Origin of the sequence: Psychrobacillus psychrodurans (assembly GCF_050209195.1) — a bacterium.
Classification (GTDB): domain Bacteria; phylum Bacillota; class Bacilli; order Bacillales_A; family Planococcaceae; genus Psychrobacillus; species Psychrobacillus psychrodurans.
The window spans coordinates 3,631,155-3,653,072 of record NZ_CP189791.1 but is presented as its reverse complement, the minus strand read 5'-3'; the positions used below and the strand labels follow the sequence as shown (position 1 = coordinate 3,653,072).

24 protein-coding genes are annotated in these 21,918 nt (G+C 36.2%); 16 read left to right on the top strand and 8 right to left on the bottom strand.

What is annotated here, in order from left to right; all coding sequences use genetic code 11:
- Nucleotides 1–27 precede the first annotated feature (27 nt).
- On the top strand, nt 28–615 hold the full coding sequence (locus ACQCPR_RS18065; RefSeq protein ID WP_427137719.1) for a histidine phosphatase family protein: 588 nt from the start codon (nt 28–30) through the stop codon (nt 613–615).
- Between the two features lie 52 nt (nt 616–667).
- Here the strand turns inward: ACQCPR_RS18065 and ACQCPR_RS18060 are convergent, their stop codons facing one another.
- Nucleotides 668–823, bottom strand: coding sequence for a hypothetical protein (locus ACQCPR_RS18060; protein WP_427137718.1), 156 nt, complete (start codon nt 821–823; stop codon nt 668–670).
- A 168-nt stretch (nt 824–991) separates the two neighbouring features.
- On the opposite strand from ACQCPR_RS18060, the gene nagZ reads away from it, so the two are divergent.
- Both nagZ and ACQCPR_RS18050 read left to right on the top strand, forming a co-directional pair.
- On the top strand, nt 992–2,626 hold the full coding sequence (nagZ, locus tag ACQCPR_RS18055) for a beta-N-acetylhexosaminidase (protein ID WP_427137717.1): 1,635 nt from the start codon (nt 992–994) through the stop codon (nt 2,624–2,626).
- Between the two features lie 4 nt (nt 2,627–2,630).
- The gene (locus ACQCPR_RS18050; RefSeq protein ID WP_427137716.1) at nt 2,631–3,407 is read left to right on the top strand and encodes an alpha/beta fold hydrolase; all 777 of its coding nucleotides are present in this window, start codon (nt 2,631–2,633) and stop codon (nt 3,405–3,407) included.
- 76 nt (nt 3,408–3,483) lie between these two features.
- On the opposite strand, the gene ACQCPR_RS18045 is transcribed toward ACQCPR_RS18050, so the two are convergent.
- Nucleotides 3,484–4,191 carry a YetF domain-containing protein gene (locus ACQCPR_RS18045; RefSeq protein ID WP_427138964.1) on the bottom strand — a complete coding sequence of 236 codons (708 nt, stop codon included), beginning with the start codon at nt 4,189–4,191 and terminating at the stop codon, nt 3,484–3,486.
- Nucleotides 4,192–4,335: 144 nt separating this feature from the next.
- On the opposite strand from ACQCPR_RS18045, the gene ACQCPR_RS18040 reads away from it, so the two are divergent.
- Entirely contained in the window at nt 4,336–5,550 is a 1,215-nt protein-coding gene (locus tag ACQCPR_RS18040; RefSeq protein ID WP_427137715.1) for an MFS transporter, read from the top strand.
- A gap of 85 nt (nt 5,551–5,635) precedes the next feature.
- Here the strand turns inward: ACQCPR_RS18040 and ACQCPR_RS18035 are convergent, their stop codons facing one another.
- Nucleotides 5,636–6,322 (bottom strand): universal stress protein, encoded by a 687-nt coding sequence (locus ACQCPR_RS18035; protein ID WP_090566122.1) that lies wholly within the window; start codon nt 6,320–6,322, stop codon nt 5,636–5,638.
- A gap of 339 nt (nt 6,323–6,661) precedes the next feature.
- Between ACQCPR_RS18035 and ACQCPR_RS18030 the strand changes: the two genes are divergently transcribed.
- The 8 genes from ACQCPR_RS18030 (at nt 6,662) to brnQ (ending at nt 14,389) form a co-directional block, all read left to right on the top strand.
- The gene (locus ACQCPR_RS18030; RefSeq protein WP_427137714.1) at nt 6,662–9,070 is read left to right on the top strand and encodes a Na+/H+ antiporter subunit A; all 2,409 of its coding nucleotides are present in this window, start codon (nt 6,662–6,664) and stop codon (nt 9,068–9,070) included.
- On the top strand, nt 9,060–9,485 hold the full coding sequence (locus tag ACQCPR_RS18025) for a Na(+)/H(+) antiporter subunit B (RefSeq protein ID WP_090566129.1): 426 nt from the start codon (nt 9,060–9,062) through the stop codon (nt 9,483–9,485). The genes ACQCPR_RS18030 and ACQCPR_RS18025 overlap by 11 nt, the downstream gene beginning before the upstream one ends.
- A gap of 3 nt (nt 9,486–9,488) precedes the next feature.
- Nucleotides 9,489–9,827 (top strand): Na(+)/H(+) antiporter subunit C, encoded by a 339-nt coding sequence (locus ACQCPR_RS18020; protein ID WP_090566132.1) that lies wholly within the window; start codon nt 9,489–9,491, stop codon nt 9,825–9,827.
- Entirely contained in the window at nt 9,820–11,304 is a 1,485-nt protein-coding gene (locus tag ACQCPR_RS18015) for a Na+/H+ antiporter subunit D (RefSeq protein WP_090566135.1), read from the top strand. The genes ACQCPR_RS18020 and ACQCPR_RS18015 overlap by 8 nt, the downstream gene beginning before the upstream one ends.
- Nucleotides 11,305–11,321: 17 nt before the next feature.
- Nucleotides 11,322–11,804: a Na+/H+ antiporter subunit E gene (locus ACQCPR_RS18010; RefSeq protein ID WP_090566137.1), complete on the top strand. Its 483-nt coding sequence runs from the start codon at nt 11,322–11,324 to the stop codon at nt 11,802–11,804.
- Nucleotides 11,804–12,088: a Na(+)/H(+) antiporter subunit F1 gene (locus ACQCPR_RS18005; RefSeq protein ID WP_090566139.1), complete on the top strand. Its 285-nt coding sequence runs from the start codon at nt 11,804–11,806 to the stop codon at nt 12,086–12,088. The genes ACQCPR_RS18010 and ACQCPR_RS18005 overlap by 1 nt, the downstream gene beginning before the upstream one ends.
- Nucleotides 12,066–12,425 (top strand): Na+/H+ antiporter subunit G, encoded by a 360-nt coding sequence (locus tag ACQCPR_RS18000; protein ID WP_090566141.1) that lies wholly within the window; start codon nt 12,066–12,068, stop codon nt 12,423–12,425. Before ACQCPR_RS18005 ends, ACQCPR_RS18000 begins: the two co-directional genes overlap by 23 nt.
- A 608-nt stretch (nt 12,426–13,033) precedes the next feature.
- Nucleotides 13,034–14,389, top strand: a complete 1,356-nt coding sequence (gene brnQ / locus ACQCPR_RS17995) for a branched-chain amino acid transport system II carrier protein (protein ID WP_427137713.1) — start codon at nt 13,034–13,036, stop codon at nt 14,387–14,389.
- A gap of 284 nt (nt 14,390–14,673) precedes the next feature.
- Here the strand turns inward: brnQ and ACQCPR_RS17990 are convergent, their stop codons facing one another.
- From ACQCPR_RS17990 to ACQCPR_RS17975, 4 genes are all read right to left on the bottom strand, one after another.
- Nucleotides 14,674–15,423 (bottom strand): class I SAM-dependent methyltransferase, encoded by a 750-nt coding sequence (locus tag ACQCPR_RS17990; protein ID WP_427137712.1) that lies wholly within the window; start codon nt 15,421–15,423, stop codon nt 14,674–14,676.
- 222 nt (nt 15,424–15,645) lie between these two features.
- Nucleotides 15,646–15,882, bottom strand: coding sequence for a DUF3977 family protein (locus ACQCPR_RS17985; RefSeq protein WP_090566151.1), 237 nt, complete (start codon nt 15,880–15,882; stop codon nt 15,646–15,648).
- A gap of 243 nt (nt 15,883–16,125) precedes the next feature.
- Nucleotides 16,126–16,770: a GntR family transcriptional regulator gene (locus tag ACQCPR_RS17980; RefSeq protein WP_090566153.1), complete on the bottom strand. Its 645-nt coding sequence runs from the start codon at nt 16,768–16,770 to the stop codon at nt 16,126–16,128.
- Nucleotides 16,771–16,859: 89 nt separating this feature from the next.
- Nucleotides 16,860–17,486, bottom strand: coding sequence for a YfbR-like 5'-deoxynucleotidase (locus tag ACQCPR_RS17975; RefSeq protein WP_090566156.1), 627 nt, complete (start codon nt 17,484–17,486; stop codon nt 16,860–16,862).
- A gap of 84 nt (nt 17,487–17,570) precedes the next feature.
- Here ACQCPR_RS17975 and ACQCPR_RS17970 point away from each other — a divergent pair, with 84 nt between their 5' ends.
- The 4 genes from ACQCPR_RS17970 to ACQCPR_RS17955 all read left to right on the top strand — a co-directional run bounded on the left by ACQCPR_RS17970 (nt 17,571) and on the right by ACQCPR_RS17955 (nt 20,994).
- Nucleotides 17,571–18,029: a DinB family protein gene (locus tag ACQCPR_RS17970; protein ID WP_090566159.1), complete on the top strand. Its 459-nt coding sequence runs from the start codon at nt 17,571–17,573 to the stop codon at nt 18,027–18,029.
- 39 nt (nt 18,030–18,068) lie between these two features.
- The gene (locus tag ACQCPR_RS17965) at nt 18,069–18,554 is read left to right on the top strand and encodes a TraR/DksA C4-type zinc finger protein (protein WP_090566162.1); all 486 of its coding nucleotides are present in this window, start codon (nt 18,069–18,071) and stop codon (nt 18,552–18,554) included.
- Between the two features lie 794 nt (nt 18,555–19,348).
- Entirely contained in the window at nt 19,349–19,738 is a 390-nt protein-coding gene (locus ACQCPR_RS17960; RefSeq protein ID WP_427137711.1) for a thiol-disulfide oxidoreductase DCC family protein, read from the top strand.
- A gap of 263 nt (nt 19,739–20,001) precedes the next feature.
- Nucleotides 20,002–20,994, top strand: coding sequence for an NAD(P)/FAD-dependent oxidoreductase (locus tag ACQCPR_RS17955; protein ID WP_427137710.1), 993 nt, complete (start codon nt 20,002–20,004; stop codon nt 20,992–20,994).
- A 193-nt stretch (nt 20,995–21,187) separates the two neighbouring features.
- Here the strand turns inward: ACQCPR_RS17955 and ACQCPR_RS17950 are convergent, their stop codons facing one another.
- Complete coding sequence (locus ACQCPR_RS17950; protein WP_090566171.1) at nt 21,188–21,562, bottom strand: nucleotide excision repair endonuclease; 375 nt, start codon at nt 21,560–21,562, stop codon at nt 21,188–21,190.
- Between the last annotated feature and the right edge of the window lie 356 nt (nt 21,563–21,918).

The window sequence follows — 21,918 nt, the reverse complement described above, 5'->3', positions numbered from 1 at the left end:
TGAAACAATAAGTAAGGGGGAAATTACATGACGACGATAGGGTTTGTAAGACATGGTGTCACTGCTTGGAATAAGGAAGGTAGAGCGCAGGGGAGTACAGATGTGCCACTAGATGAAGAAGGAATTCAAATGGCTAAGCGTGCAGCGCAAAGAATGCAGTTCGAAGAATGGGACGTTATTTATACAAGTCCATTAATTCGTGCAAAGAAAACAGCTGAAATTATTGCTGAAAATCATTCTGGAGTCGACTTTATTCAAGACAAACGTCTTGGAGAAATTGGTGGTGGCTTAATCGAAGGAACGACTGAGGATGAACGAATTGCTAAATGGGGGCTGGATTGGAGAAACCAGGATATCGGCTTCGAACCAGAGGATGATATTATTTCTCGTGGGATGTCTTTTATAGAAGAAGTAAAACAAAAACATTTGGGAAAACGAGTGCTCGTAGTTAGTCATGGAGGCTTCATAAGTAGATTATTATATGCACTTGTTCCAAATGGAGAGTTTTCTCGTGATATCGGAAACACTTCCGTTTCAATTGTGGAGCTCAATGATCAAGGTAACAGTTGTCATTTATTTAACTGTATGAAGCATTTAGAAGTGAAGGAAGTGTAATGATATGGCAAACGCCCCTCCGTACTAATTACAGAAGGGCGTTTTAACTATTTCATTTATCTTTTTCAGTTTGCACAGTAACTGCATTAGCTTCTTTTTTTGTAGACAGGGCAGTTAGGTCAATTAGCTTTATAACAGAATTACTTTCTTCTGCAGGTCCGCAAATTCCAGTTTCTATATCACATATCATAGCATCTTTAATAGACATAACTATTCCTCTTTTCAGTCGTTTTTATATTATTTTGGTTCAAATAGTACTATATTTGAGAAGTGAAAATATATCAAATATAAAGCTCTTTTTTTAGTTAGATTAAAGGGATATTGGTTAGGCTTATGGAAGTAGGGGTAAGATTATCATTTGTTTGGAGGTTTTATGATGACCAAAAAGGTAGTAATACTTCTTCTAATATTATTAGCAATTGCCGTAGTTGTAATGCTCAAAGAATCTAAGGAAGATAGCGATTCACAAAAGGAAGTGCCGATAGAAGTGTCTTCGGATGCGGAATCCTTTGTATCCCTCTTGTTTGAACTAGCAGAAAAAGGGCAAACGATTAATTCACCTTTTATAGTAGGAGAAACTACCATCCAAAAAGTGCATGAACTATGGGGAGCTCCAGATCGAAAAAGTAAGAATGCTAGTGCTATCTATGAGGAGTTTCTATCGAACGATGCAACAGTGGGGCATCAATCTGAAGTTGTTTTTGATATACGGTCCAGTTCACCTGAAATCCAACAAATCCGTCTCGAGGATATTAAATCCATTAAAGGTGAAGCTGATAAAGTTAGAAGCTATAAGGATGACCAAGTAGACCAAACGATTTTTATATATGATGTCACAACAGACTTTCAATTGAAATGGATAATGCCTAAGCCGACGGAAGAAGAGCCAAACCCAGAAGTTCATCACATATCTGTATTCACAGAATTTGAAAAAGACTTCTCTCTTTCCGATTTAAGCCTAGAAGAAAAAGTAGGCCAGATGATATTTGCGGGTATAAAAGGGACGGATATTACAAATGAGACCAAGAAAATCATATCTACACATCAAGTAGGCGGTATTATTTTGTTCAAGGATAATTTAAAGAATGCCAATCAATCTGTTTCCTTATTGAATGCCATTAAACAAGAAAATACTAATAATAAAGTTCCATTGTTTTTAGGAGTTGACGAAGAGGGTGGTAGAATTTCTAGGCTCCCAGAGTTAACTAAGTTACCGACAAACGAAGAGTTAGGAAAGCGAAATGATATATCTCTTTCTTATAATATAGGGAAGCTATTAGGGAAAGAACTAAGTGCATTTGGTTTCAATTTAGATTTTGCTCCTGTTCTAGATATAAACAGCAATCCCGATAATCCGATTATTGGAGACCGATCCTTTGGAACAGATGCGGAGCTAGTAAGTGAACTGGGGCTACAGATGATGAAAGGCATTCAAAGTGAGCAGGTTATTTCGGTTATAAAGCATTTCCCCGGACATGGCGATACTGCAGTGGATTCGCATAAAGAGCTACCAATAATTCAAAAGAGTATAGAGGAATTACAAGCTCTTGAGTTAATACCTTTTAAGCATGCGGTAGAGCAAGGTGCGGAGGTCGTGATGGTAGGACATATTTTACTTCCGAAAATTGATTCTACATATCCGGCCTCCATATCAGAGAGAATTATTACCGATGTATTGAGGGAACAACTAGGCTATGAAGGTATTATCATAACAGATGATATGACGATGAAAGCAATCCTAAATAACTTGGAAATAGGTGAATCAGCCGTATCTGCAGTAAAATCAGGAAATGACATAGTGTTAGTAGCGCATAACTACGCAAATGTAAAAAAAGCGATAGACTCAATTATTAAAGCAATAGAAGATGGAGAAATTACGGAACAAAGAATCGATGAAAGTGTGAAACGGATTCTCTCTATTAAAAAGAAATATAATTTGAGTAATAAACAAATAGACGGGGTAAACATAGAAGAGTTGAACCAATCAATTAATAAAACATTAGGGAGATGACTTAATGATAACAATTAATACCAACATTGCTTATAAAGAGGAAGGCACAGGAGAGGTGCTATTACTCATCCATGGATTTTGTGGAAGCTCCGGTTATTGGGGAAAAGTAATACCAATGTTATCGGAAAAATATAGAGTTATTGCAATTGACCTTCCTGGACATGGAGAATCTAAAGGGCTCTATAGCGTGAATGATATAGAACAATACGCATTAGTTCTAAAAGACTTCTTAGAGGAACTAGGAATAGAGAAGGTGACCATGTTCGGTCATTCACTAGGTGGCTATATCACACTAGCTTTTGCAGAAAAATATAATCAATATTTAAGCGGTTTCTCTTTAATTCATTCCACAGGATTTCCTGATTCAGAAGAAGCTAAGGAAGGAAGAATTGCCTCAGCCGATAAAATAGAAAAGGCAGGAATCGATATATTCATCGATGGTCTTGTTCCAAAACTATTTGCTCCAGAAAATGTAGAAAGTCATAAACAATCGATGGAGGAAGTTAAAAAGATTGGATATGAAGTACAACCTCAAGGAGCTAAAAATGCACTTCTTGCGATGAAGAGTAGAAAAGATCGTACGGAAATTTTGGAGAAGACAGAGCTACCAGTACTATTAATAGCAGGAGAAAGTGATCAACTTATCCCAGCTGACAAGACATTCACAGCAAGTGGAGATAATATTAAACAAGTAGTCATAGAGGGTGCAGGTCATATGAGTATGTATGAGGCACCGGATGAACTGGTTAATGCCATTCTCACTTATTTAAATCACGGATAAATAGAAGGGAGCTAAGAAAAGTGATTATGTCACATTTCCTCGCTCCTTTTATATTGATGTTTTGTGATGTAATTTGCTAAATCCCATTTTCTTTTAAGCTAATATGTAATGAGCCATTCGTTTGTAGTTGTGCATAAAACACATCACTAACTGAATCTACTCCATGTTTCCTTAGCTTTTTCATTACCCATTCTTCTGTTAAATCTAATTCTTCCAAGTTCTTTTTTACAATTTTACCGTCGGATATTATTTCAGAGGGTATGAACAAAGGAAGAGTAAGGGGCACTTTAACGTCCTGTTTGGTAGCCTCCTGCAAACCAACCTTTTTCATGACGCTAAGTTCGCCATTTGTTTCAAGGACTGCATAATGTACATCCTGGATCGAAAAAATAGATTGCTCTCTCAGCATCATTAATACATCGTCCATATGTAAACGTGAGGATTTTAAAGACTTCACACTGATTTCGCCGTCTTTTATGACAATGGTAGGTTCGTCATCAATCCATGTTCGAGCTGTAGGAAATTTCAAAGATATATAACTCATTAATAAAGTGAGGGCAGTCCACCAAATAAGTGCAATCAATCCATCCAGAAAAGGTGTTTCATGTTGAGAGGCAATCTCTGCGGCAATAGACCCAACTGTTATACCGGTTATATAGTGGAAAAAAGTGAGCTGGCTTAATTGTTTCTTTCCTAATAGCCTTGCTAATACAAGTAATACGATGAAGGAAAGAGTTGATCTCAAAATCATTTCCCAAAAGTTCATTTCGAAAAAGGTTTCCATATAACTCATATAACCCCATTTCATTATTGACGTATTGCTTATTGTTGCCATGAACTCTGTTAGTATTCCATTCATAATGAAATACTTTGTCCAATTTGAGCTATAATAACTTTATTGGTGAAAATCTAGAAAGAATGTGAAAATATGTCCAAGTTGAATTCCAGCCATAAAATGGGTAATCCAGTATATCCCATAATGTTTGCTATAGGTGTATGTCATCTATTTAATGATACGTTGCAGGCGGTAATTCCTGCGATGTTCCCTGTTTTAGAATTGGAACTAGGTCTAACGTTTACCCAATTAGGACTCATCTCATTTGTGTTAAATATTGTTGCATCGGTTCTCCAGCCTGTTGTAGGCTTTATAAGCGATAAAAAACCTATGCCATATGCGTTACCGCTTGGGATGATGAGCTCCTTTGTCGGAATGGCGGGACTAGCCTTTGCACCGCAGTATTGGATGATCCTCGTATCGGTAATATTTTTGGGGTTGGGTTCAGCGGTATTTCATCCAGAAGGCTCGCGAGTGTCCTTTATGGCAGCGGGTTCTAAAAGAGGTCTCTCGCAATCGATTTATCAAGTGGGGGGGAATTCTGGACAAGCACTTGCGCCACTTATAAGCGCATTTATATTAGTACCATTAGGTCAAAAAGGTGCAGCTCTTTTTTTAGTAGTTGCTGCGGTGGGAATATTTCTGTTATCGAAGATTTCTGCGTGGTATAAAAAACAGTTGGAGTTAGAAAAGCTATCCAAAAGAAAGAGGACGCTTCTTTCTTCACTCCCAGCTTTAACTAAAAAACAAGTTGGTGTCGCCTTAACTCTTTTGATGGTGTTAATTTTCGCCCGCTCTTTTTATGTTACTAATATGACCAACTTTTATATTTTTCATTTGATGGAGAATTACGGTATGACTATTAAAGAAGGGCAGTTAATTATCTTTATCTTTCTGGCACTGGGGGCAGTAGGGACATTTTTCGGTGGACCAATGGCGGACCGAATGGGAAGAAGAAATGTTATTATATTGTCGATGGCGGTTCCAATCCCACTAAGTCTACTACTACCTTACGTACCTGTTTGGGCAATTATATTGTTGCTCATTGCGATAGGATTTTTCATCATGTTAAGCTTTTCGGTAACCGTTGTATACGCACAAGAACTCGTACCGAGTAAAATAGGGACGATGGCTGGGTTAACTGTAGGTTTAGCATTTGGAATGGGAGCAATTGGAGCAGTTGTGATCGGAATATTAATGGATTATGTAGGTGTTTATACGACAATGATTGTCGTGTCGACGTTACCGATAATAGGATTAGTAGGTTTGGGATTACCCAAGGACCGAAAAATATCGATGTCAAATTAATGAAAATCGAGTGATTATCCTTTTAGTCGCGCTTTTAATTTAATCAAGTAATAATAAAAAGGAAACTCTAAGAGTTTCCTTTTTTCTATTTATATGCTTTTAAGCTGCAACCATCAGGTACTTGAGATGAATCGGTAACTAGATTATCTTGGATATGAACCTGGTGCATTTTGTTATTATGCATAAACTTGAAAATACCATTATCAAAATCTGTACCAATTTCTTTGAAGAAAATACCTTCTTGGCACATATTCTTCGCACAAGTGAAGGACACTTTATAAGAATCTCCATCTACTACTAAATAAGCACGGACTCCTTTTTCGAAAATGCCATCTTCTTCATCTTTAATGTAGCGGGCAACTGAAACAACATGGAAGTCCACAAAAGGAATTTCTTTTAATAAGACATTCATGAAGGATCCCTTTGTTATTTCTTCCCATCTACTTTGTGCAGTTTGTCCTATAATAATTTGAGTTATATTTAATCCATGGGCAACTTCTTGAATAACTTTTGGCGAAGAACGTTTTTCATTATCACGAATGATAAACTCTTCAACCTCTAATTCTTCTGCTAAAGTCTTCCACTGTTCGATGTACTGGGATTTTTCAGCATCGAATGCATCATATGGAAGGGGATCGACTGTAAGAATATATAGGGGACAATCGAGCATACTTGCCATTTTATGTCCTCTTCTAATTAGTCGCTCTCCATTTGGTCCGTAGTATACGCAGACAAGTATACTTTCATCCATTCGACCTTTTACGCGTTTCACGTTTATACACACCTCTTTTTTGTTTTCCTATATATATTTCTCATGTAATTTTCTATAAATAATGCTTCAAGACACTAAAAGTGTGTTGTACCATACTTTCATGTATAATTATTAAATGCATGTAAAGTAGTACAATCACTTCAATTCTATACATAATATGCATTAGCTATTAATACAAGCAAGTTATATATCCTAAATTCTAGTGTATTTTGAAGGGTCTCATATGGAATCCTATTATGCTACTAGTTGTTAGGATAGTCAAGTCTATAGTTTGAAAAAGTAATTTAACCCTCACAACTGCCCAATCCTAATTCTACTTAACCAATAGGAGGTTAAAATTTGTTTTCCGTTAATTTAGTTATATTAATCCCATTTATTGTAGCTGCACTCTTACCTTTTACATATAGGCGATTTAAAAAGACCCATCTCGGTTGGTTTGTATTAATCGTGCCTATAGCTTTGTTTGTCATACTTGCTAGGCTAATTCCCTCGGTAGCAAGTGGTAAAACTTATGTCCATACATATGAATGGATTCCCACATTAGATTTTAACTTCACGACATATTTAGATGGTCTAAGTATGATCTTTGCTCTATTAATCACAGGTGTTGGAAGTTTAGTTATTTTATATTCTATTTTTTATCTTTCCTCTAAAGAATCCTTACAGCATTTTTATTGTTATTTATTACTATTCATGGGTGCCATGCTTGGAGTTGTTTTTTCTGATAACTTGATGGTGTTATATGTTTTTTGGGAATTAACGAGTGTTTCTTCATTCCTGTTAATCGCCTTTTGGAATCATCGACAAGCTTCCAGATTTGGAGCACAAAAAGCTATGCTAATCACTGTAAGTGGTGGTATTGCTATGTTAGTTGGTTTTATCATGTTACATACGATGACTGGTTCTTTCAGTATTCGAGAAATAATTTCGAGTATGAGTGAGTTCAGTGACCACGCGTTGTTCATGCCTGCGATGATTTTAGTACTGCTAGGAGCATTTACGAAGTCAGCACAATTTCCTTTCCACATTTGGCTACCGGATGCTATGGAAGCGCCAACCCCAGTTAGTGCTTATTTACACTCTGCGACGATGGTAAAGGCTGGTATATATTTGGTGGCGCGTTTCACACCAGTTTTTGGAGCGGATGAAGTATGGTTTTGGGTAGTAAGTGTAGTTGGGATGATTACTCTATTTTGGGGTTCCTTTAATGCTGTTAGACAAACAGATTTGAAGGCATTACTAGCTTTTTCTACTATTAGTCAGCTGGGACTTATCATGAGTTTGCTTGGTTTAGGTTCGATAGCGCTGCAGTTTGGCTATTCAGCTGATTCAGTTCTGTATACGCAAGCTACATTTGCCGCTTTATTTCACTTGATAAATCATTCGACCTTTAAAGGTGCATTGTTTATGGTCGTAGGAATTCTCGATCACGAGCTAGGGACAAGGGATGTTCGACGACTTGGGGGATTAATGACCTTCATGCCGTTTACATTTACAGTTGCTCTAATAGGAAGTTTATCGATGGCTGGTTTGCCTCCATTCAATGGGTTCCTTAGTAAGGAAATGTTCTTTACAGCGACTGTACATATTATGGAAGTAGATATTTTTTCTTTACCATCTTTAGGAATTATTTTTCCGGTTGTAGCCTGGATTGCTAGTGTATTTACATTTGTTTACTGTGCGGTTATCGTTTTTAAAGCATTTCTTGGAAATCCTCAGCCAGAGAAATTGGATAAACCTATTCATGAAGCTCCTATTGGAATGTTAATATCTCCTATGATTCTAGCCGCTTTAGTTGTTGGTATATTCTTCTTCCCGAATCTATTAGGGCAATATATATTACAACCAGCAATGAGTAGTGTTTATCCAATTTTTGGGGAAGCAGCAGATTTGACGCCAAAAGTATCGGCTTGGCATGGAGTAAACCCTGAATTGCTCATGACTATAGGGGTTATTATAGTAGGTGCTATTCTTTTCAAACTTCTTAAATTTTGGAAACCAATTTATGGATTGATTTCTTCACGTTTCACATTTAATGCACTCTATAATAACTTATTGGCTACTTCGGTAAGCAAATCTAACGCAATAACTAATCGTTATATGAATGGATTATTACGACATTATTTAATATATATATTTGTATTCTTTATAGTGACCGTGGGTGGTTACTTGTTTTATTCAAGAGCTTTCTCGTTTGATATTTCTACAAATGCATCGTTCAGAGTCTATGAAGTTTGCTTAGTTGCTATTATGGCAGTTGCGGCAATGTCCATGTTATTTGCGAAGTCTCGAATGACAGCGACACTATTGAATGGAGTATTAGGATACTCTATTGCTATCTTTTTTGTCATTTTCCGGGCTCCAGATTTAGCACTAACCCAGTTAGTTGTAGAATCTGTGACTACTGCATTATTTCTACTAGCTTTTTCTCATTTACCGGATTGGGAGAAGGAAAAGCTTCCAAAAGGAACAAAAGTAGTCAACGGAATAATATCGGTAGCGGTCGGATTAGTAGTTGTTTTAGTCGGACTATCAGTAGTAGATTTCAATCAGTTTGAACCTATTTCTAGTTATTTTGAAGATGCCTATGAACTAGCAGGAGGAGCCAATATCGTAAATGCTATATTGGGAGATTTCCGTGGTTTTGATACGATGCTCGAGGTGGTTGTCCTATTTATAGCTGGTTTAGGTGTGTATTCCATGATTAAGCTAAGAACTAAAAAGGAGGATGAAAACATTGAAGATTAATGATGTCATACTCCGGACAATTAGTAGGATTGTTGTATTTATAATTTTGACATTCGGTGTGTATTTATTTCTTTCGGGTCATAATACACCCGGTGGGGGATTTATAGGTGGATTAGTTCTAGCAAGTGCAATTGTATTGCTATATTTGTCTACGGATATTGAAACGGTAAAAAAGAGTCTTCCTTTAGATTTTAAATATGTTGCAGCGATTGGTGTGTTATTAGCTACATCTACAGGTTTTGGGTCAATAGTATTTGGAGTTCCATTTATGTCTCAAACCTTTGCCTATTTTGATTTGCCGGTTTTTGGTAAAACGGAACTGACAACAGTGACTATTTTTGAAGCAGGTGTAGCCTTAACAGTTGTAGGTGTATTAGTAACAATTATTTTAAGCATTAGTGAGGATGGTGGATAAACAATGGAAACATTAATCATTATGTTAATAGGGATTTTAGTTGCTGTTGCCACGTATCTAATCCTCTCCAGAAATATAATTCGAATAATTTTAGGTACTGCTGTGTTTTCACATGCCGTCCATTTGCTCATATTAACGATGGGGGACTTAAAGCAAGGCAATGTTCCCTTGTTAAAAGAAGCAGATGCGCCTTATGCAGATGCTTTACCACAAGCACTAATATTAACTGCTATCGTGATTAGTTTTGCTGTAACAGCTTTCATACTTGTGTTAGCCTATCGTACTTATCAGGATGTTGGTACGGATGATCTCGATGAATTGAGAGGGGCAAAAGATGAATAATTTAATTGTTTTACCGTTGATCATTCCAATTATAGTTGGGATTATACTGGTATTTTTACGCCCATATGTGAAATGGCAACGTGTAATTAGTTTAATAACGATGATTGGTATTGCGGGTATAAGTTTATTTATCTTAAATAAAGTCCAGACAGATGGAATTATACGATTAGATTTTGCAGGATGGGAACCACCATTTGGAATTCTGTTTGTGGCGGATTCTTTTGCGATGTTACTCGTGCTTACGGCAAGTGTAGTTACCGCAATCTGTCTAATCCATGCTTTTTCTTCAATAGGAGATAAACATGAGAAAATGTACTTCTACCCATTTGTGTTGTTTTTAGTTGCAGGAGTTAATGGGTCGTTTTTAACAGGGGATCTATTTAACCTGTTTGTCTGTTTCGAAGTAATGTTATTAGCCTCATATGTATTAATTACATTAGGGGGGACTAAGCCGCAGTTGAGGGAATCGATTAAATATGTAGTGATAAATGTGCTTGCTTCATGGTTCTTCTTAGTAGCCCTTGCCTATTTATATGGTACTGTAGGTACTTTAAACATGGCTCATATTTCAGAAAGAGTAGCGGAATCAGGACAAGGACCGCTACTTACTACGATAAGTATTTTGTTTTTAGTCGTATTTAGTTTAAAAGCTGGGTTGTTGCTATTCTTTTGGCTACCGGGATCTTATTCAGTGCCACCAACTGCGGTTGCCGCATTGTTTGGAGCGTTACTTACAAAGGTTGGAATATATGCTCTTTTCCGTACATTTACACTCATATTCTATCACGAGCCATTAATATCACACACGGTAATAGGGATAATGGCAGGAATAACACTAATTGTCGGATGTATCGGGGCCATTGCTTTTAAGGATGTCCGGTTAATTGTTTCTTACAATGTGGTAATTGCTGTTGGTTTTATAATGATTGGTCTTGCGGTGGGAACTGAAACTTCAATTGCTGGATCTATATACTACGTAATTCATGACATGATTGCAAAAGCAATGTTATTTTTACTAGCTGGTACGATGATTTACTTAACTGGGAAATCAAAGATAGATGAAATGAGTGGGCTAATACGAAATTATCCTGTATTTGGGTGGATGTTCTTCCTTGTTACTTGTTCATTGGCAGGTATTCCACCATTGAGCGGATTTGTAGGGAAAATACTAGTTGGACAAGGTGCTATTGAATCAGGATCTTACATACTATTAGCGCTGGCCTTTATCTCCAGCATTGTTGTGCTGTATTCGCTTCTTCGAATTTTCTTAAATACTATATTTGGGGAAACTATTATAAGTCTAGAAGATGAAAAACCGATGGAAATGGGAATGATTATTCCCATTGTTTTGTTGGGAATTGCAACGATTTCTTTAGGTCTAGGAGCAGAGGTTATCTCTAGTTATGTCACGGACGCAGCTCATACTCTATCTAATCCTTCCGTGTATATTGATGCAGTAATGGGTGGAAATAAGTGAAGGGAGAGGTGAGAAGTATGCCGGCACAATTTTTACTAAACCTATTCATCGCATTTTTGTGGACAACATTAAAGGACGAAGATGAACTTAAGATGACGACATTTTTTAGTGGTTTCATCGTAGGGATCTTCATAATATTCTTAATGCATCGCTTTTTTGGGACTCAGTTTTATTTGAGAAGATTACTTTCCATTATTAAGTTAATTTTCATATTCATATCAGAGTTGGCTCAGTCGAGTATACTTATAAGTAAACAAATATTAAATCCTCGCTGGGACCTCAAGCCTGGAATTTTCACCTATAGAACAGAACTTAAAGGAGACTGGGAGATTACCACGTTAGCAATGCTGTTAACTTTGACCCCTGGTTCCGTAGTTATGGAAGTAAATCCAGAGGGAGATATGTTTTATATTCATGCAATGGATATTGAGCAGTCTAAAGCGGATGTATTAAGATCAATTACTAAATTTGAAAAAGCAATAATGGAGGTGACTCGATAATGATAGAAAAAATACTGTTGGTTTCTTTAACTTTATTTGCTATTTCAATTGCAATAGCTCTTTTTCGAATCATTAAGGGACCTTCTATGCCCGATAGAGCAGTAGCGCTAGATATGATAGGTGTAAATCTCATATCAATGATAGCCATTATTTCGATTGTATTGAAGACAAAGGCATTTTTAGAGGCGATTCTAATACTAGGTATACTTGCTTTTATAAGTACGATTGCCATCTCCAAGTATATTGAGAGGGGGGCTATCATTGAGCACAAGTCAGATAATTGAGTTCGTAGCGGTTATTATCATTTTTTTAGGGAGTATCATGAGTGTGATTAGTGCCTTCGGTATTATTCGCCTCCCAGATGTCTATACACGTTCACATGCGGCTACAAAAAGCTCAACGGTAGCAGTACTGTTGTCTCTAACTGGTGCCTTTATACATTTTTGGGTAAGTGAGAATTTTATAAGCGTTCGTCTTATACTAGGTATATTATTTGTGTTTTTGACTGCCCCTGTTTCTGGGCACTTGCTAACACGTGCAGCGTATCGTTCGAAAGTGAAACTTACCGAAAATTCCTCAGATGATGCTTTAAAGGAAGTATTATTTCCAGAGAAGAAATAACAAATGAAAAGCTATATGATTGGATTTTTCTCTAATTGTATAGCTTTTTGTTATATTCAAAATGAAATGAGTTTCATAATAGATTGTTATATAATCAATTTTTGTTAATTACATAATTACCATTTTTATTGGGAAAAGCGAATGTTTAAGTTGTTTATCAACTAATTATTCGCTTTTTTAAATTCGTTTTTTTTTATTGGATTGGGAGAAGGTGACTCCAATGGGAACCTCATGAGCTATATGTACTTTGGTGAACTCTAAAGAACAAAGGCTAAACGTCGCCCCGTGAGTTAACTTTGGCCAATTTTCTTTTGGTCCAAGAAGATTGAAGCAGTGTTGAGCGGAAATCATTCTTCTAGAGAAAAAACAAAGTTGTTCGGATTTTACTGTATACTATGCTTTTATAAAATTGATACATTTGTGAAAATAAAATAAATGTTCAATTAATTTCGTCTAATATATTGCATTCTACCAATTTCCATAGTATTATCAACATTGATATATTGCATACGGCCGTGATTAGAGAAAATCATATGTATAGCATTCATAACAAGCATCGAGAAAACATAAGAAATGATTATTTCTAATATCACAGGAGGAACTACAAGATGAAAAATAAATTATCATTTTCTAATCACTTAGTGATTGGAGTTATGCTATTTGCATTATTTTTTGGTGCGGGGAATTTAATATTTCCAGCAAGTTTAGGGCAAAATGCAGGGACACAAGTTTGGATAGCCACCATTGGGTTTTTACTGACAGGAATTGGCTTGCCGTTTTTAGGTACTTTAGCGATGGGATTCTCGGGAAGTAAAAATTTACAGGAGCTTTCTAGCAGAGTACACCCTATTTTTGCAGTTATCTTCACTTCGCTCCTTTACTTAACAATAGGACCATTTTTTGCTTTACCAAGAACTGGGGCAGTTTCATTTGAAATTGGAATTCTGCCATTTATTAATCAAAGTAATGCTCAATTTGGTTTGTTAATATTTACGATTATTTTCTTTGGAATCACGTTATTGCTTTCTTTGAATCCATCTAAAATTGTAGACAATGTCGGAAAATATCTTTCTCCTGGAATTATAATAGGATTATTATTCTTATTACTGTTTGTTATTATTAGTCCGATGGGAGACTTTCAAGAGCCACAAGGAAGCTATGTAGGAAACGCCTTTATGACTGGATTTACGGAAGGGTATAATACGATGGATGCATTGGCTTCCTTGGTATTTGGGATTATCGTGATTCAAGCAATCCGATCTATGGGTGTAACTTCTACTAAGGGGATTTTAGTTGCCACAGCTAAATCTGGCGGGATAGCAATTTTGTTCTTAGGTTTAATTTATGCTGGGATAGCCTACTTAGGCGCTACTAGTGTGAACATATATGGATTATTTGAAAATGGTGGACCAGTATTAAGTGCTGCTTCAGAGCATTACTTCGGGTCATTTGGGGCTATACTTTTATCAGTTATCATTTTCTTAGCTTGTTTGACAACGAGCATTGGCTTAACTACTGCTTGTGGTGAATATTTCCACACATTAATGCCAAAGATTAGTTATAAAGCTTTTGTTATTTTCTTTAGTGTTTTCACTTGTATTATTGCGAACTTTGGATTATCTAATATTATTACGTATTCCATTCCAGTATTAATGTTGCTATATCCTTTAGCGATAGTATTGATATTCTTAACCTTTTTATCACCATTATTCAATCATGCAAGATTAGTATATGTTAGTGTGATGTTTGTAACCTTCTTAATAAGCTTAGTAGATGGCTTTAAAGCTCTTTGTGGGTCATTAAATATCGAATATTATGGGTGGCTACAACCTATCGTAAGTTTTTACGAGAATGTACTACCTTTTTATAGTGTAGGTTTGGGATGGTTAATACCATTTGTTATAGTAACTCTTGTAACAGGAATTATTTCGAGAGTTGAAAAAAAGAAAATCAAATCAGCTTAAGGATAGGAAATCGCAAGTGCAACTTTTAAGTAAAACAGTTTTTAACACTTGAGGATTGCTTTGAACAGGCATGATGCTATATTATAATTGTTTGATATTTTATAGAGGTTGATCGTGGCATACCACAATCAACCTCTATTTTTTTACTATATTATGGAGTTTCTCTGCTTGTCGCAGAATCCTCTCCGTTTACCAACTACACAATTCAGGTTTCTATTTTCATCGGTAACTACCAATTTTTTTAAAAGTTTCTTTATCAAGTAAAGTCCATGTTAGTTATACATTTAGAAATAGGATTTTGTTAACTTAACACAAGAAAAAGCTAGTACAATTGGAATTCGTTGTCTTCTAACAAATTCATCTTCACTACTAAAATGTTCCCGCTTTGGTGTGCCTTCACGTAACTCTAGAACTGTAAATCCAGCTTGTTTTAGTGCTGTAAAATAATGTTCGATTGTTCGATGATACTTCACCACTATTTGGTCTATCCAGGGCTCTTTTCTTTCTCCCTCATGGAAATAGTCATCGACAATCCAATTACCACGTTTATCTCCAGTTTTCTTACTAGCAAATGACGAGGTTGTCAGTGGATGTTGGATACTAAAAGTAAGCTTTCCGTTTTCTTTAAGTGTTTTATGAATATTTTCAAAGAGATTATAAATATCTGAAACATAATGGATGGCAAATCGAGATGTAACAATATCGAATGCCTCTAATGGATAATCATAAGATTCCATTGTTTCAAGGTGTATTGTCCCATTTTGTTCAAGCAAGTTTAAGTGTGCAGCTTCAACCATTTGCTTCGAACCCTCTACTCCTGTGTAGCTTTTTGCTCCTAAATGCAAGGGTTCTTTTCCAAACGATGCATCACCACACCCTAAATCTAAGACGCTACTACCTTGAAAGCTCCCGATTAATTCATAGATGATAGGTCCTTCAATGGCGTTATTTGGACTATCATTTCTGTTTCTTCTAGTCATATAATTTTTAAAAAAGTCAGTTTGATCGTAAACACTAGATCCCTTAAACTCCATGAAACATCTTCTCCTCTATAATTTGAGATTGTCGGGCGACTCATTGCCACTACGCAAATTAATGTACTTTATCACATGTTTCCTAGTATTACCAACAAGTACGGTGTTGGTGTCATTTACATTCTAGCTCATGCTGTTAAATCTCCTCAAACTATACCGGTTAGTACGATCTGAAAAGCAACTTCATAATCTATAATTAACACCCTTTATTGGAGATATAGTTTAATTACTAACTATTCCAAAAATAAATTTAAAATCGGTACGGCTTTTCTTTTGTCTTTTAAAACCTTCTTTTAAATCTGCTATTACAACTGTCTTACCAATCCAAACTCTGAAATACATTGAATAAAAGTTTATTGGTCCTTTTATTCCTTTCTCTTCATATTCCGTGCCATCTTCAGATTCTGTTTCAGTTCTAATTAACCATGTGTTGCCTAATCCAAATTCAATGAATTTCAAAATGGACACACCCTAATAGCCGGACAATTTAATTGTGAATTTATCATTGGCAATAATTCATATTCAACTAAAGTGTAAAGGTTTGATGTAACTTCACGATAAATCTATTAATCCCTTAAAATATGCCTTAAAAAGGTGGTTAGGAAGGTTGTGAACGTCACTCCTTTCCAGACCACCATTTTTGTTTTCGATGAAATGGTGAGTTGGTCACTTCTCACCCTATCTTCTCAAACTACTGTTCTTTTAAAATTCTTCGATTGTATAGATCCAATTTGCACGCATTACTTCTGCTAGTTCCTTGGTGTTGTTTTCGCGGAATGCACGAATTAGATTCCCATGTTGTTCAACAGAATATTCTCGTAAGATAATTTTTTCATAATAAAACAATCTACGTACATGAGCTTGAAGCATTTCTACCATGGAATGTATGTATGGGTTATTGGCGGTGTCTACAATGAGCTGATGAAATTCTTCATCTACTCTTAGAGCAGTAGTAAATTGTTTTTCTTGTAAAGCCTCAGCGAATTCTCTATTCTTTTCTTCTAATAGACTTAGAACTTCTTCATTCATATTAGGACTTGCAAGTTCTGCTGCAAGTGCCTGTAATACTGATAATGGTGGTAGAAGATTATTAATATCTTCTTTTTCTACAGGTGTGACTTGAGTTGCTCTCCCTGGTTGCATCGTTACAAAACCTTGAGATTCCAAAAGTTGTAAGGATTCTCGAATAGGCGTTCTGCTCACCCCTAATGCTTGTGCAAGTTCAATATCGTTTAATTTTTCATCTGGCTGTAAAGTGCCATCAATAATCCATTGTTGTAACTGGTTAAAAGCGTGTAACTTAGCTGTTGTACGGACAGGCTTAGTGTGATTAACTGGAATAGGCATGAAACGATTTCCCCCCTTTGAATTATCTTAATAATTCCAAAATATTATACAATAAATTATACAATATATCGCATAAAAATGGAAAATAATTATTCTACTAGTAATTGTACGGTAATAGATTTCACATCAATGACCGATTGCTCCTTCATAATTTCCTGCATAATAACTTCTTTAAAATAGTTTATACTAGTTTCTAAAGGGATATGAAGAATTTTCCTTAAAGCGGTTTCATACATGTTTACAAATTCAACATCCGTATTTCCACGTTGTAATTCAGCAAAAGCTTCATACACTTGGTCTAGCTTGTCGGCTAACTCAAGTAAACGGCCTTCAATTGTATCATCTTTTCCTTCTTTCATACGGTCAAAAAATACGGGCTGAAATTCTTTGGGAATCTCATCCAATATAAACTTTTCCATCATTTTTTCTTCCACATGTGTTAGCATTTGTTTTAGCTCAGGAGATGCGTGCTTAACTGGTGTTTTAATGTCGCCGATAAAAATTTCTGCAAAGTCATGGTTAATCGTTTTTTCGTAAAGTGATTTCCAATTAATCGTTGCTCCATTATTCTCTTCAAGAGTCGCAAAAAACATAGCGTATTGAGAAACTTTCCATGAATGTGCAGCCACATTATGTTCTTCAAATTTAAAGCGTCCAGGACATCGGATAATTCTTTCTAAATCATTCATACTCATAAAAAATTTATGTATACCCATTAACAAACACTCCCTCATTATTAATCATACTGGAAAAACAAAAAAATACCATACTAAAACACTCTGAATTGAAGGTGAGATAAAATGATTCCCTCTATGATAAGCCAATTAAATTATGTCTCAGATACAATAACCCAGTTATTTGATTATATAGACGAAAAGTTACTTTCTAAACGTCCTATTGAAAATAAAATGACTGTTTGGGAGGTTTGTGTGCATCTTGCGCAAATCCCACAGGCAGATTTACTTATTTGCAAAGGATATAACGTAGATGAAATGCGGCTGTATTATGAAGAAAGTAACCCAGCCAATTTACAAGATGCTAAAGAACAATTTTTGGCAGGTATCCAGGAGGTTATGAAGTACATAGAACAACATACGGTAGAGGCACTCTCAAAGGAATTTACAACCTATTGGGGGAGTGAATATCGTACAGGAGAGTGGTTTCTGCAAATCATAAATCACTTAGTTCATCATCGTATGCAACTGTATTCGTATTTACTTGTATTAAAGGTAGATGTGCAAGTTGTTTTATTTCGCTGATTTTTGGGTAATCCTTAAGTAACCCAAGGAGGAATTTAAATGACAAAATATGATAAATTAAAAAATACATTAGAAAAACGCTTTGAAGAGTTAGAACACCAGAAGCAAAATGAAGAAGAGTTTGAAACGACTGAGTTATCTAATTATGATAATCACCCTGCAGATAATGCGACTGATTTAACTGATCAACATACTCGACTGGCATTAAATAGACATTTTGACGAGGAAATGGTAGATATTGAAAAAGCATTAACTGCTATAAAGGAAGGTACATACGGTAAATGTACGGAGTGTGGAGAAGAAATTTCACTCGCTCGTTTAGAGGCAATTCCTACAGCTCTGACTTGTGTAGAACATGCTCATCAACAGGTCAATGAAGACATTCGTCCGGTAGAAGAATCGCTCTTAAATTCTACTACAGATCAGCCGGTGGAAAACGAAGACGAAAGACTTCGCGATTATTCCAACAGCTTTGAGATACTAGAAGAGGTTGGTTCATCTGATACACCACAAGACAAGCAGTGAAATGGATAGAGGTGTCCTTAAAGTTCTTACTGGACTTAAGGGCATTTTTTGAGGTAAGTAATATCCGGTGAATAATACTGTGAATTCCATTACAGGTGGCGCCGTTCCGCGGGCACGGGTTCAATCTCCTCGTATGGGGCTTTCAGCTCGTGCTGTTCCTGTTGGAGTCGCCACCTTGCACTACAATCAATATAATGTGTAGTATGCAGGCAAAAAGATAGTGCATAGGCTATCGCTAAGATGATAATAGTGATCAAAATTAATATAGTGATAAAACCATCTATTTAATCAAAGGTACTATTCTGTTATGAAGTGTGATGAAAGTAGATTTCCTTTTTTACTAGTAGATATAAAGAGAGATAGTAAGTAGTTACTAAATAAAGAATCGAAATAGCTCACGAAATTGCATCTTTGTGAGCTTGCTCTATGAATAAGAAAGTATCTTTTCTCTAGTTATCCAAAAACGCACTTACCTGTTTCTGAGGGTTGTAAGAGGTCGAAAGATAGACAAACGCCATATGATTACCGAAAAAAAGGATGCTGGTTGGTTGTGACGGATATTACAACCAACCAGCATCCCTAAAAATTCACTCGGTAAAATGTCTGTCCAAAGCCCTTTGAAAACGATAGAAACAGGTTTTGACCTTAAAGGAATGGTCATCTTTTTTGCCCAGTTTTTTGTCTTGGGATTGAAATATTTAGTTTATGTAAAGAAAAGATAAAATATTTAGAAAGCCGATTAAGCGCATTTCAGAAATGATTATAGTACACTAGGGGAAAGGAGTGGAATCCCTATGTCAGCTATTGTTTTGTTTGATGGAGAGTGCAATTTTTGTGATGCAAGTGTGCAGTTTATAATTAAACGAGATCCAAAAGGTTATTTTCAGTTTGCAGCGCAACAAAGTGATATTGGGGCAACGTTCAAACGTGAGTATGCTGTACCTGACACTTTGGATAGTATATTAGTTATTGACCAACATAAGGTGTATAACTCCTCAGATGCTGCACTCCAAATTAGCAAACATTTAAATGGACTTTGGAGTTGTTTATATGTGCTAAAGGTTATTCCAAAACCTATACGCAACGTAGTATATAAATTCATAGCGAAAAATCGTTATGCATGGTTTGGGAAAAAAGATAGCTGTATGATTCCACCACCTGAGATACGAAATAGATTTCTGTGACAATGCATCATTGTGTGTTGTACATCAGATAATATAAGTACAGAGTGAAACTTCAATCAGTTGGGTTTTCTTTATCCTCGCTGATTGTTAGTTGAATCACACGGGCTTTTACGGTCAGTAATCTCCCGTTTTTACTTAGTTACTTAGGAAGCGCGAGTCTTACGACATACAGGACATACTAGTGCCGAGGTTGCCGCAGGACGTGGTGAACTTTAATCGGCCTACCCGTTAATGCGGGATAAATAGTTTTGAGGTGAAATGGTATGAATGGTGAATTATACGATGTAACGATTATTGGTGGTGGTCCAACAGGTTTATTTGCTTCGTTTTATGGTGGGTTACGTGATTTAAAGGTGAAAATTATCGATAGCCTTCCACAACTAGGCGGTCAATTGATGGAGCTCTATCCTGATAAATATATTTATGATATTGGCGGACTTCCAAAGATATTAGCAAAGGATTTAGTGGCAAATTTAGAGGAGCAAGCTGCCTATAGTAATCCAACCATTTGCTTAGAGGAAACAGCAATAGCGCTAGAGAAACTACCAGATTACTTTGCACTAACAACAGATAAGAATGTGCATTATTCTAAAACGATTCTATTAACTTCTGGGATAGGCTCATTTCAGCCGCGTAAGTTAAACGTTCCAGGAGTTGCCGAGTACGAAGGGAAAAACCTTCATTACAATGTAAAGAGTTTAGAGGCTTTTAGAGATTCTGATGTTCTTGTATTAGGTGGAGGAGATTCAGCACTCGACTGGTCATTAATGTTAGAGGGTGTTGCTTCAAAGGTGACTATTTGTCATCGTAGGGAGCAATTTACTGCACATGAAATGACTATTCAACAGCTTCAAAACTCGTCTGTTGAAGTAAAAACACCATATGCCATAAAAGAAGTAACTGGTGATGGTGAAAAAATTCAAGAAGTCGTGATTCTCGGTAAAGATAAAGCTGAAGAAAGAATCGCAGTAGACCATGTTTTAGTGAACTACGGAAACGTTGCTTCACTAGGCCCTCTAAAGGAATGGGGGCTGGAAATGGAGAAAAATTCTGTAGTAGTCAATGAAAAAATGGAAACAAGTGTTGAAGGAATATATGCTGCGGGTGATGTATGTACGCATGATGGGAAAGTAAAACTGATTGCCGTAGGATTTGGAGAGGTTCCAATTGCTATTAGCCATATTAAGGCATTCATAGATCCGAAAGCACGAGTACAACCAAAGCATAGTACGAGTATTTTTGAAGAAGTAAAATAGAAAAGCGTATGCACCTATGTATTGGAAGTCAGTCTAAGTTTGCGACATCGTGTCGAGACGACTTACTGAATCACATCCTGTGGGCCTCCGACAAGCGCTGAAATCCTGAAGCGACTCAGGTGGGCTAGGAGCTGGAGCTAGAGCTAGACAGAGAAAATCCCATGTCCTCTTTTGGAGAACATGGGATTTCATCTTATCTAAAAAATGCTTTGTCGATATTATATTTCGCTTTTTGAGTATTGATTGCATATGTTTCATAAATTTCGCGATCCATTGCCTCTTCTACAATACAAACACTGATTTTGTACACTTCATCCCGATGTTTAATCATCGGAGATACATTGTCTTCAAAGTGTTTTTTTATACGTTGTCTAATTTTACGCGCTTTACCAACGAATAAAAGTTCATCATTCTTATTATAGAAAAAGAATATGCCACCTTTATCACGAGGGATTTGATGGAAGTCGATAAATCCATGAATTGCTGGAATTTCTATTTCGCCTTCTTTTAGTACTTGTTCACGCTGGGTGATGGTTACAGTTGGTTTTGGTAATTCAATTTTAATCATTCGCTCACGTCCTCTTATTGTCTGTCCTTTAGTATATCAGAACTAAACTACAATATCTATTTGAAAGGTATTTTGTTGGTAGCAGGATTATTTATAACAATTGACGAAATTAATTACATGAGTTAATTTCATAAAAGTTATTAATTAGTGACATCCGTACAACGTTGATTTCAGCTCCAGGCGGGACGCTTTCCGCGGGATGGCTTCAATCTCCTCGACACTGTGAAAACATATGCTCCTGAGGGTTTTCAGCTCGTTCTGTTCTCGCTGGAGTCACCGCCTTCCACTTTTCAATCAACAAGATCGACCTTTTTAAAAAAGCGAATAAAAAATTGTATTTTTATTTCAAACAGGTA

What these genes read in the sequence shown, in the direction of transcription:
- ACQCPR_RS18065 (WP_427137719.1), top strand. Translation starts at nt 28, where the DNA reads ATGACGACGATAGGGTTTGTAAGACATGGTGTCACTGCTTGGAATAAG.
- ACQCPR_RS18060 (WP_427137718.1), bottom strand. Translation starts at nt 823, where the DNA reads ATGTCTATTAAAGATGCTATGATATGTGATATAGAAACTGGAATTTGC.
- nagZ (WP_427137717.1), top strand. Translation starts at nt 992, where the DNA reads ATGACCAAAAAGGTAGTAATACTTCTTCTAATATTATTAGCAATTGCC.
- ACQCPR_RS18050 (WP_427137716.1), top strand. Translation starts at nt 2,631, where the DNA reads ATGATAACAATTAATACCAACATTGCTTATAAAGAGGAAGGCACAGGA.
- ACQCPR_RS18045 (WP_427138964.1), bottom strand. Translation starts at nt 4,191, where the DNA reads ATGGAAACCTTTTTCGAAATGAACTTTTGGGAAATGATTTTGAGATCA.
- ACQCPR_RS18040 (WP_427137715.1), top strand. Translation starts at nt 4,336, where the DNA reads ATGTCCAAGTTGAATTCCAGCCATAAAATGGGTAATCCAGTATATCCC.
- ACQCPR_RS18020 (WP_090566132.1), top strand. Translation starts at nt 9,489, where the DNA reads ATGGAAACATTAATCATTATGTTAATAGGGATTTTAGTTGCTGTTGCC.
- ACQCPR_RS18015 (WP_090566135.1), top strand. Translation starts at nt 9,820, where the DNA reads ATGAATAATTTAATTGTTTTACCGTTGATCATTCCAATTATAGTTGGG.
- ACQCPR_RS18010 (WP_090566137.1), top strand. Translation starts at nt 11,322, where the DNA reads ATGCCGGCACAATTTTTACTAAACCTATTCATCGCATTTTTGTGGACA.
- ACQCPR_RS18005 (WP_090566139.1), top strand. Translation starts at nt 11,804, where the DNA reads ATGATAGAAAAAATACTGTTGGTTTCTTTAACTTTATTTGCTATTTCA.
- brnQ (WP_427137713.1), top strand. Translation starts at nt 13,034, where the DNA reads ATGAAAAATAAATTATCATTTTCTAATCACTTAGTGATTGGAGTTATG.
- ACQCPR_RS17990 (WP_427137712.1), bottom strand. Translation starts at nt 15,423, where the DNA reads ATGGAGTTTAAGGGATCTAGTGTTTACGATCAAACTGACTTTTTTAAA.
- ACQCPR_RS17980 (WP_090566153.1), bottom strand. Translation starts at nt 16,770, where the DNA reads ATGCCTATTCCAGTTAATCACACTAAGCCTGTCCGTACAACAGCTAAG.
- ACQCPR_RS17975 (WP_090566156.1), bottom strand. Translation starts at nt 17,486, where the DNA reads ATGGGTATACATAAATTTTTTATGAGTATGAATGATTTAGAAAGAATT.
- ACQCPR_RS17970 (WP_090566159.1), top strand. Translation starts at nt 17,571, where the DNA reads ATGATTCCCTCTATGATAAGCCAATTAAATTATGTCTCAGATACAATA.
- ACQCPR_RS17965 (WP_090566162.1), top strand. Translation starts at nt 18,069, where the DNA reads ATGACAAAATATGATAAATTAAAAAATACATTAGAAAAACGCTTTGAA.
- ACQCPR_RS17960 (WP_427137711.1), top strand. Translation starts at nt 19,349, where the DNA reads ATGTCAGCTATTGTTTTGTTTGATGGAGAGTGCAATTTTTGTGATGCA.
- ACQCPR_RS17955 (WP_427137710.1), top strand. Translation starts at nt 20,002, where the DNA reads ATGAATGGTGAATTATACGATGTAACGATTATTGGTGGTGGTCCAACA.
- ACQCPR_RS17950 (WP_090566171.1), bottom strand. Translation starts at nt 21,562, where the DNA reads ATGATTAAAATTGAATTACCAAAACCAACTGTAACCATCACCCAGCGT.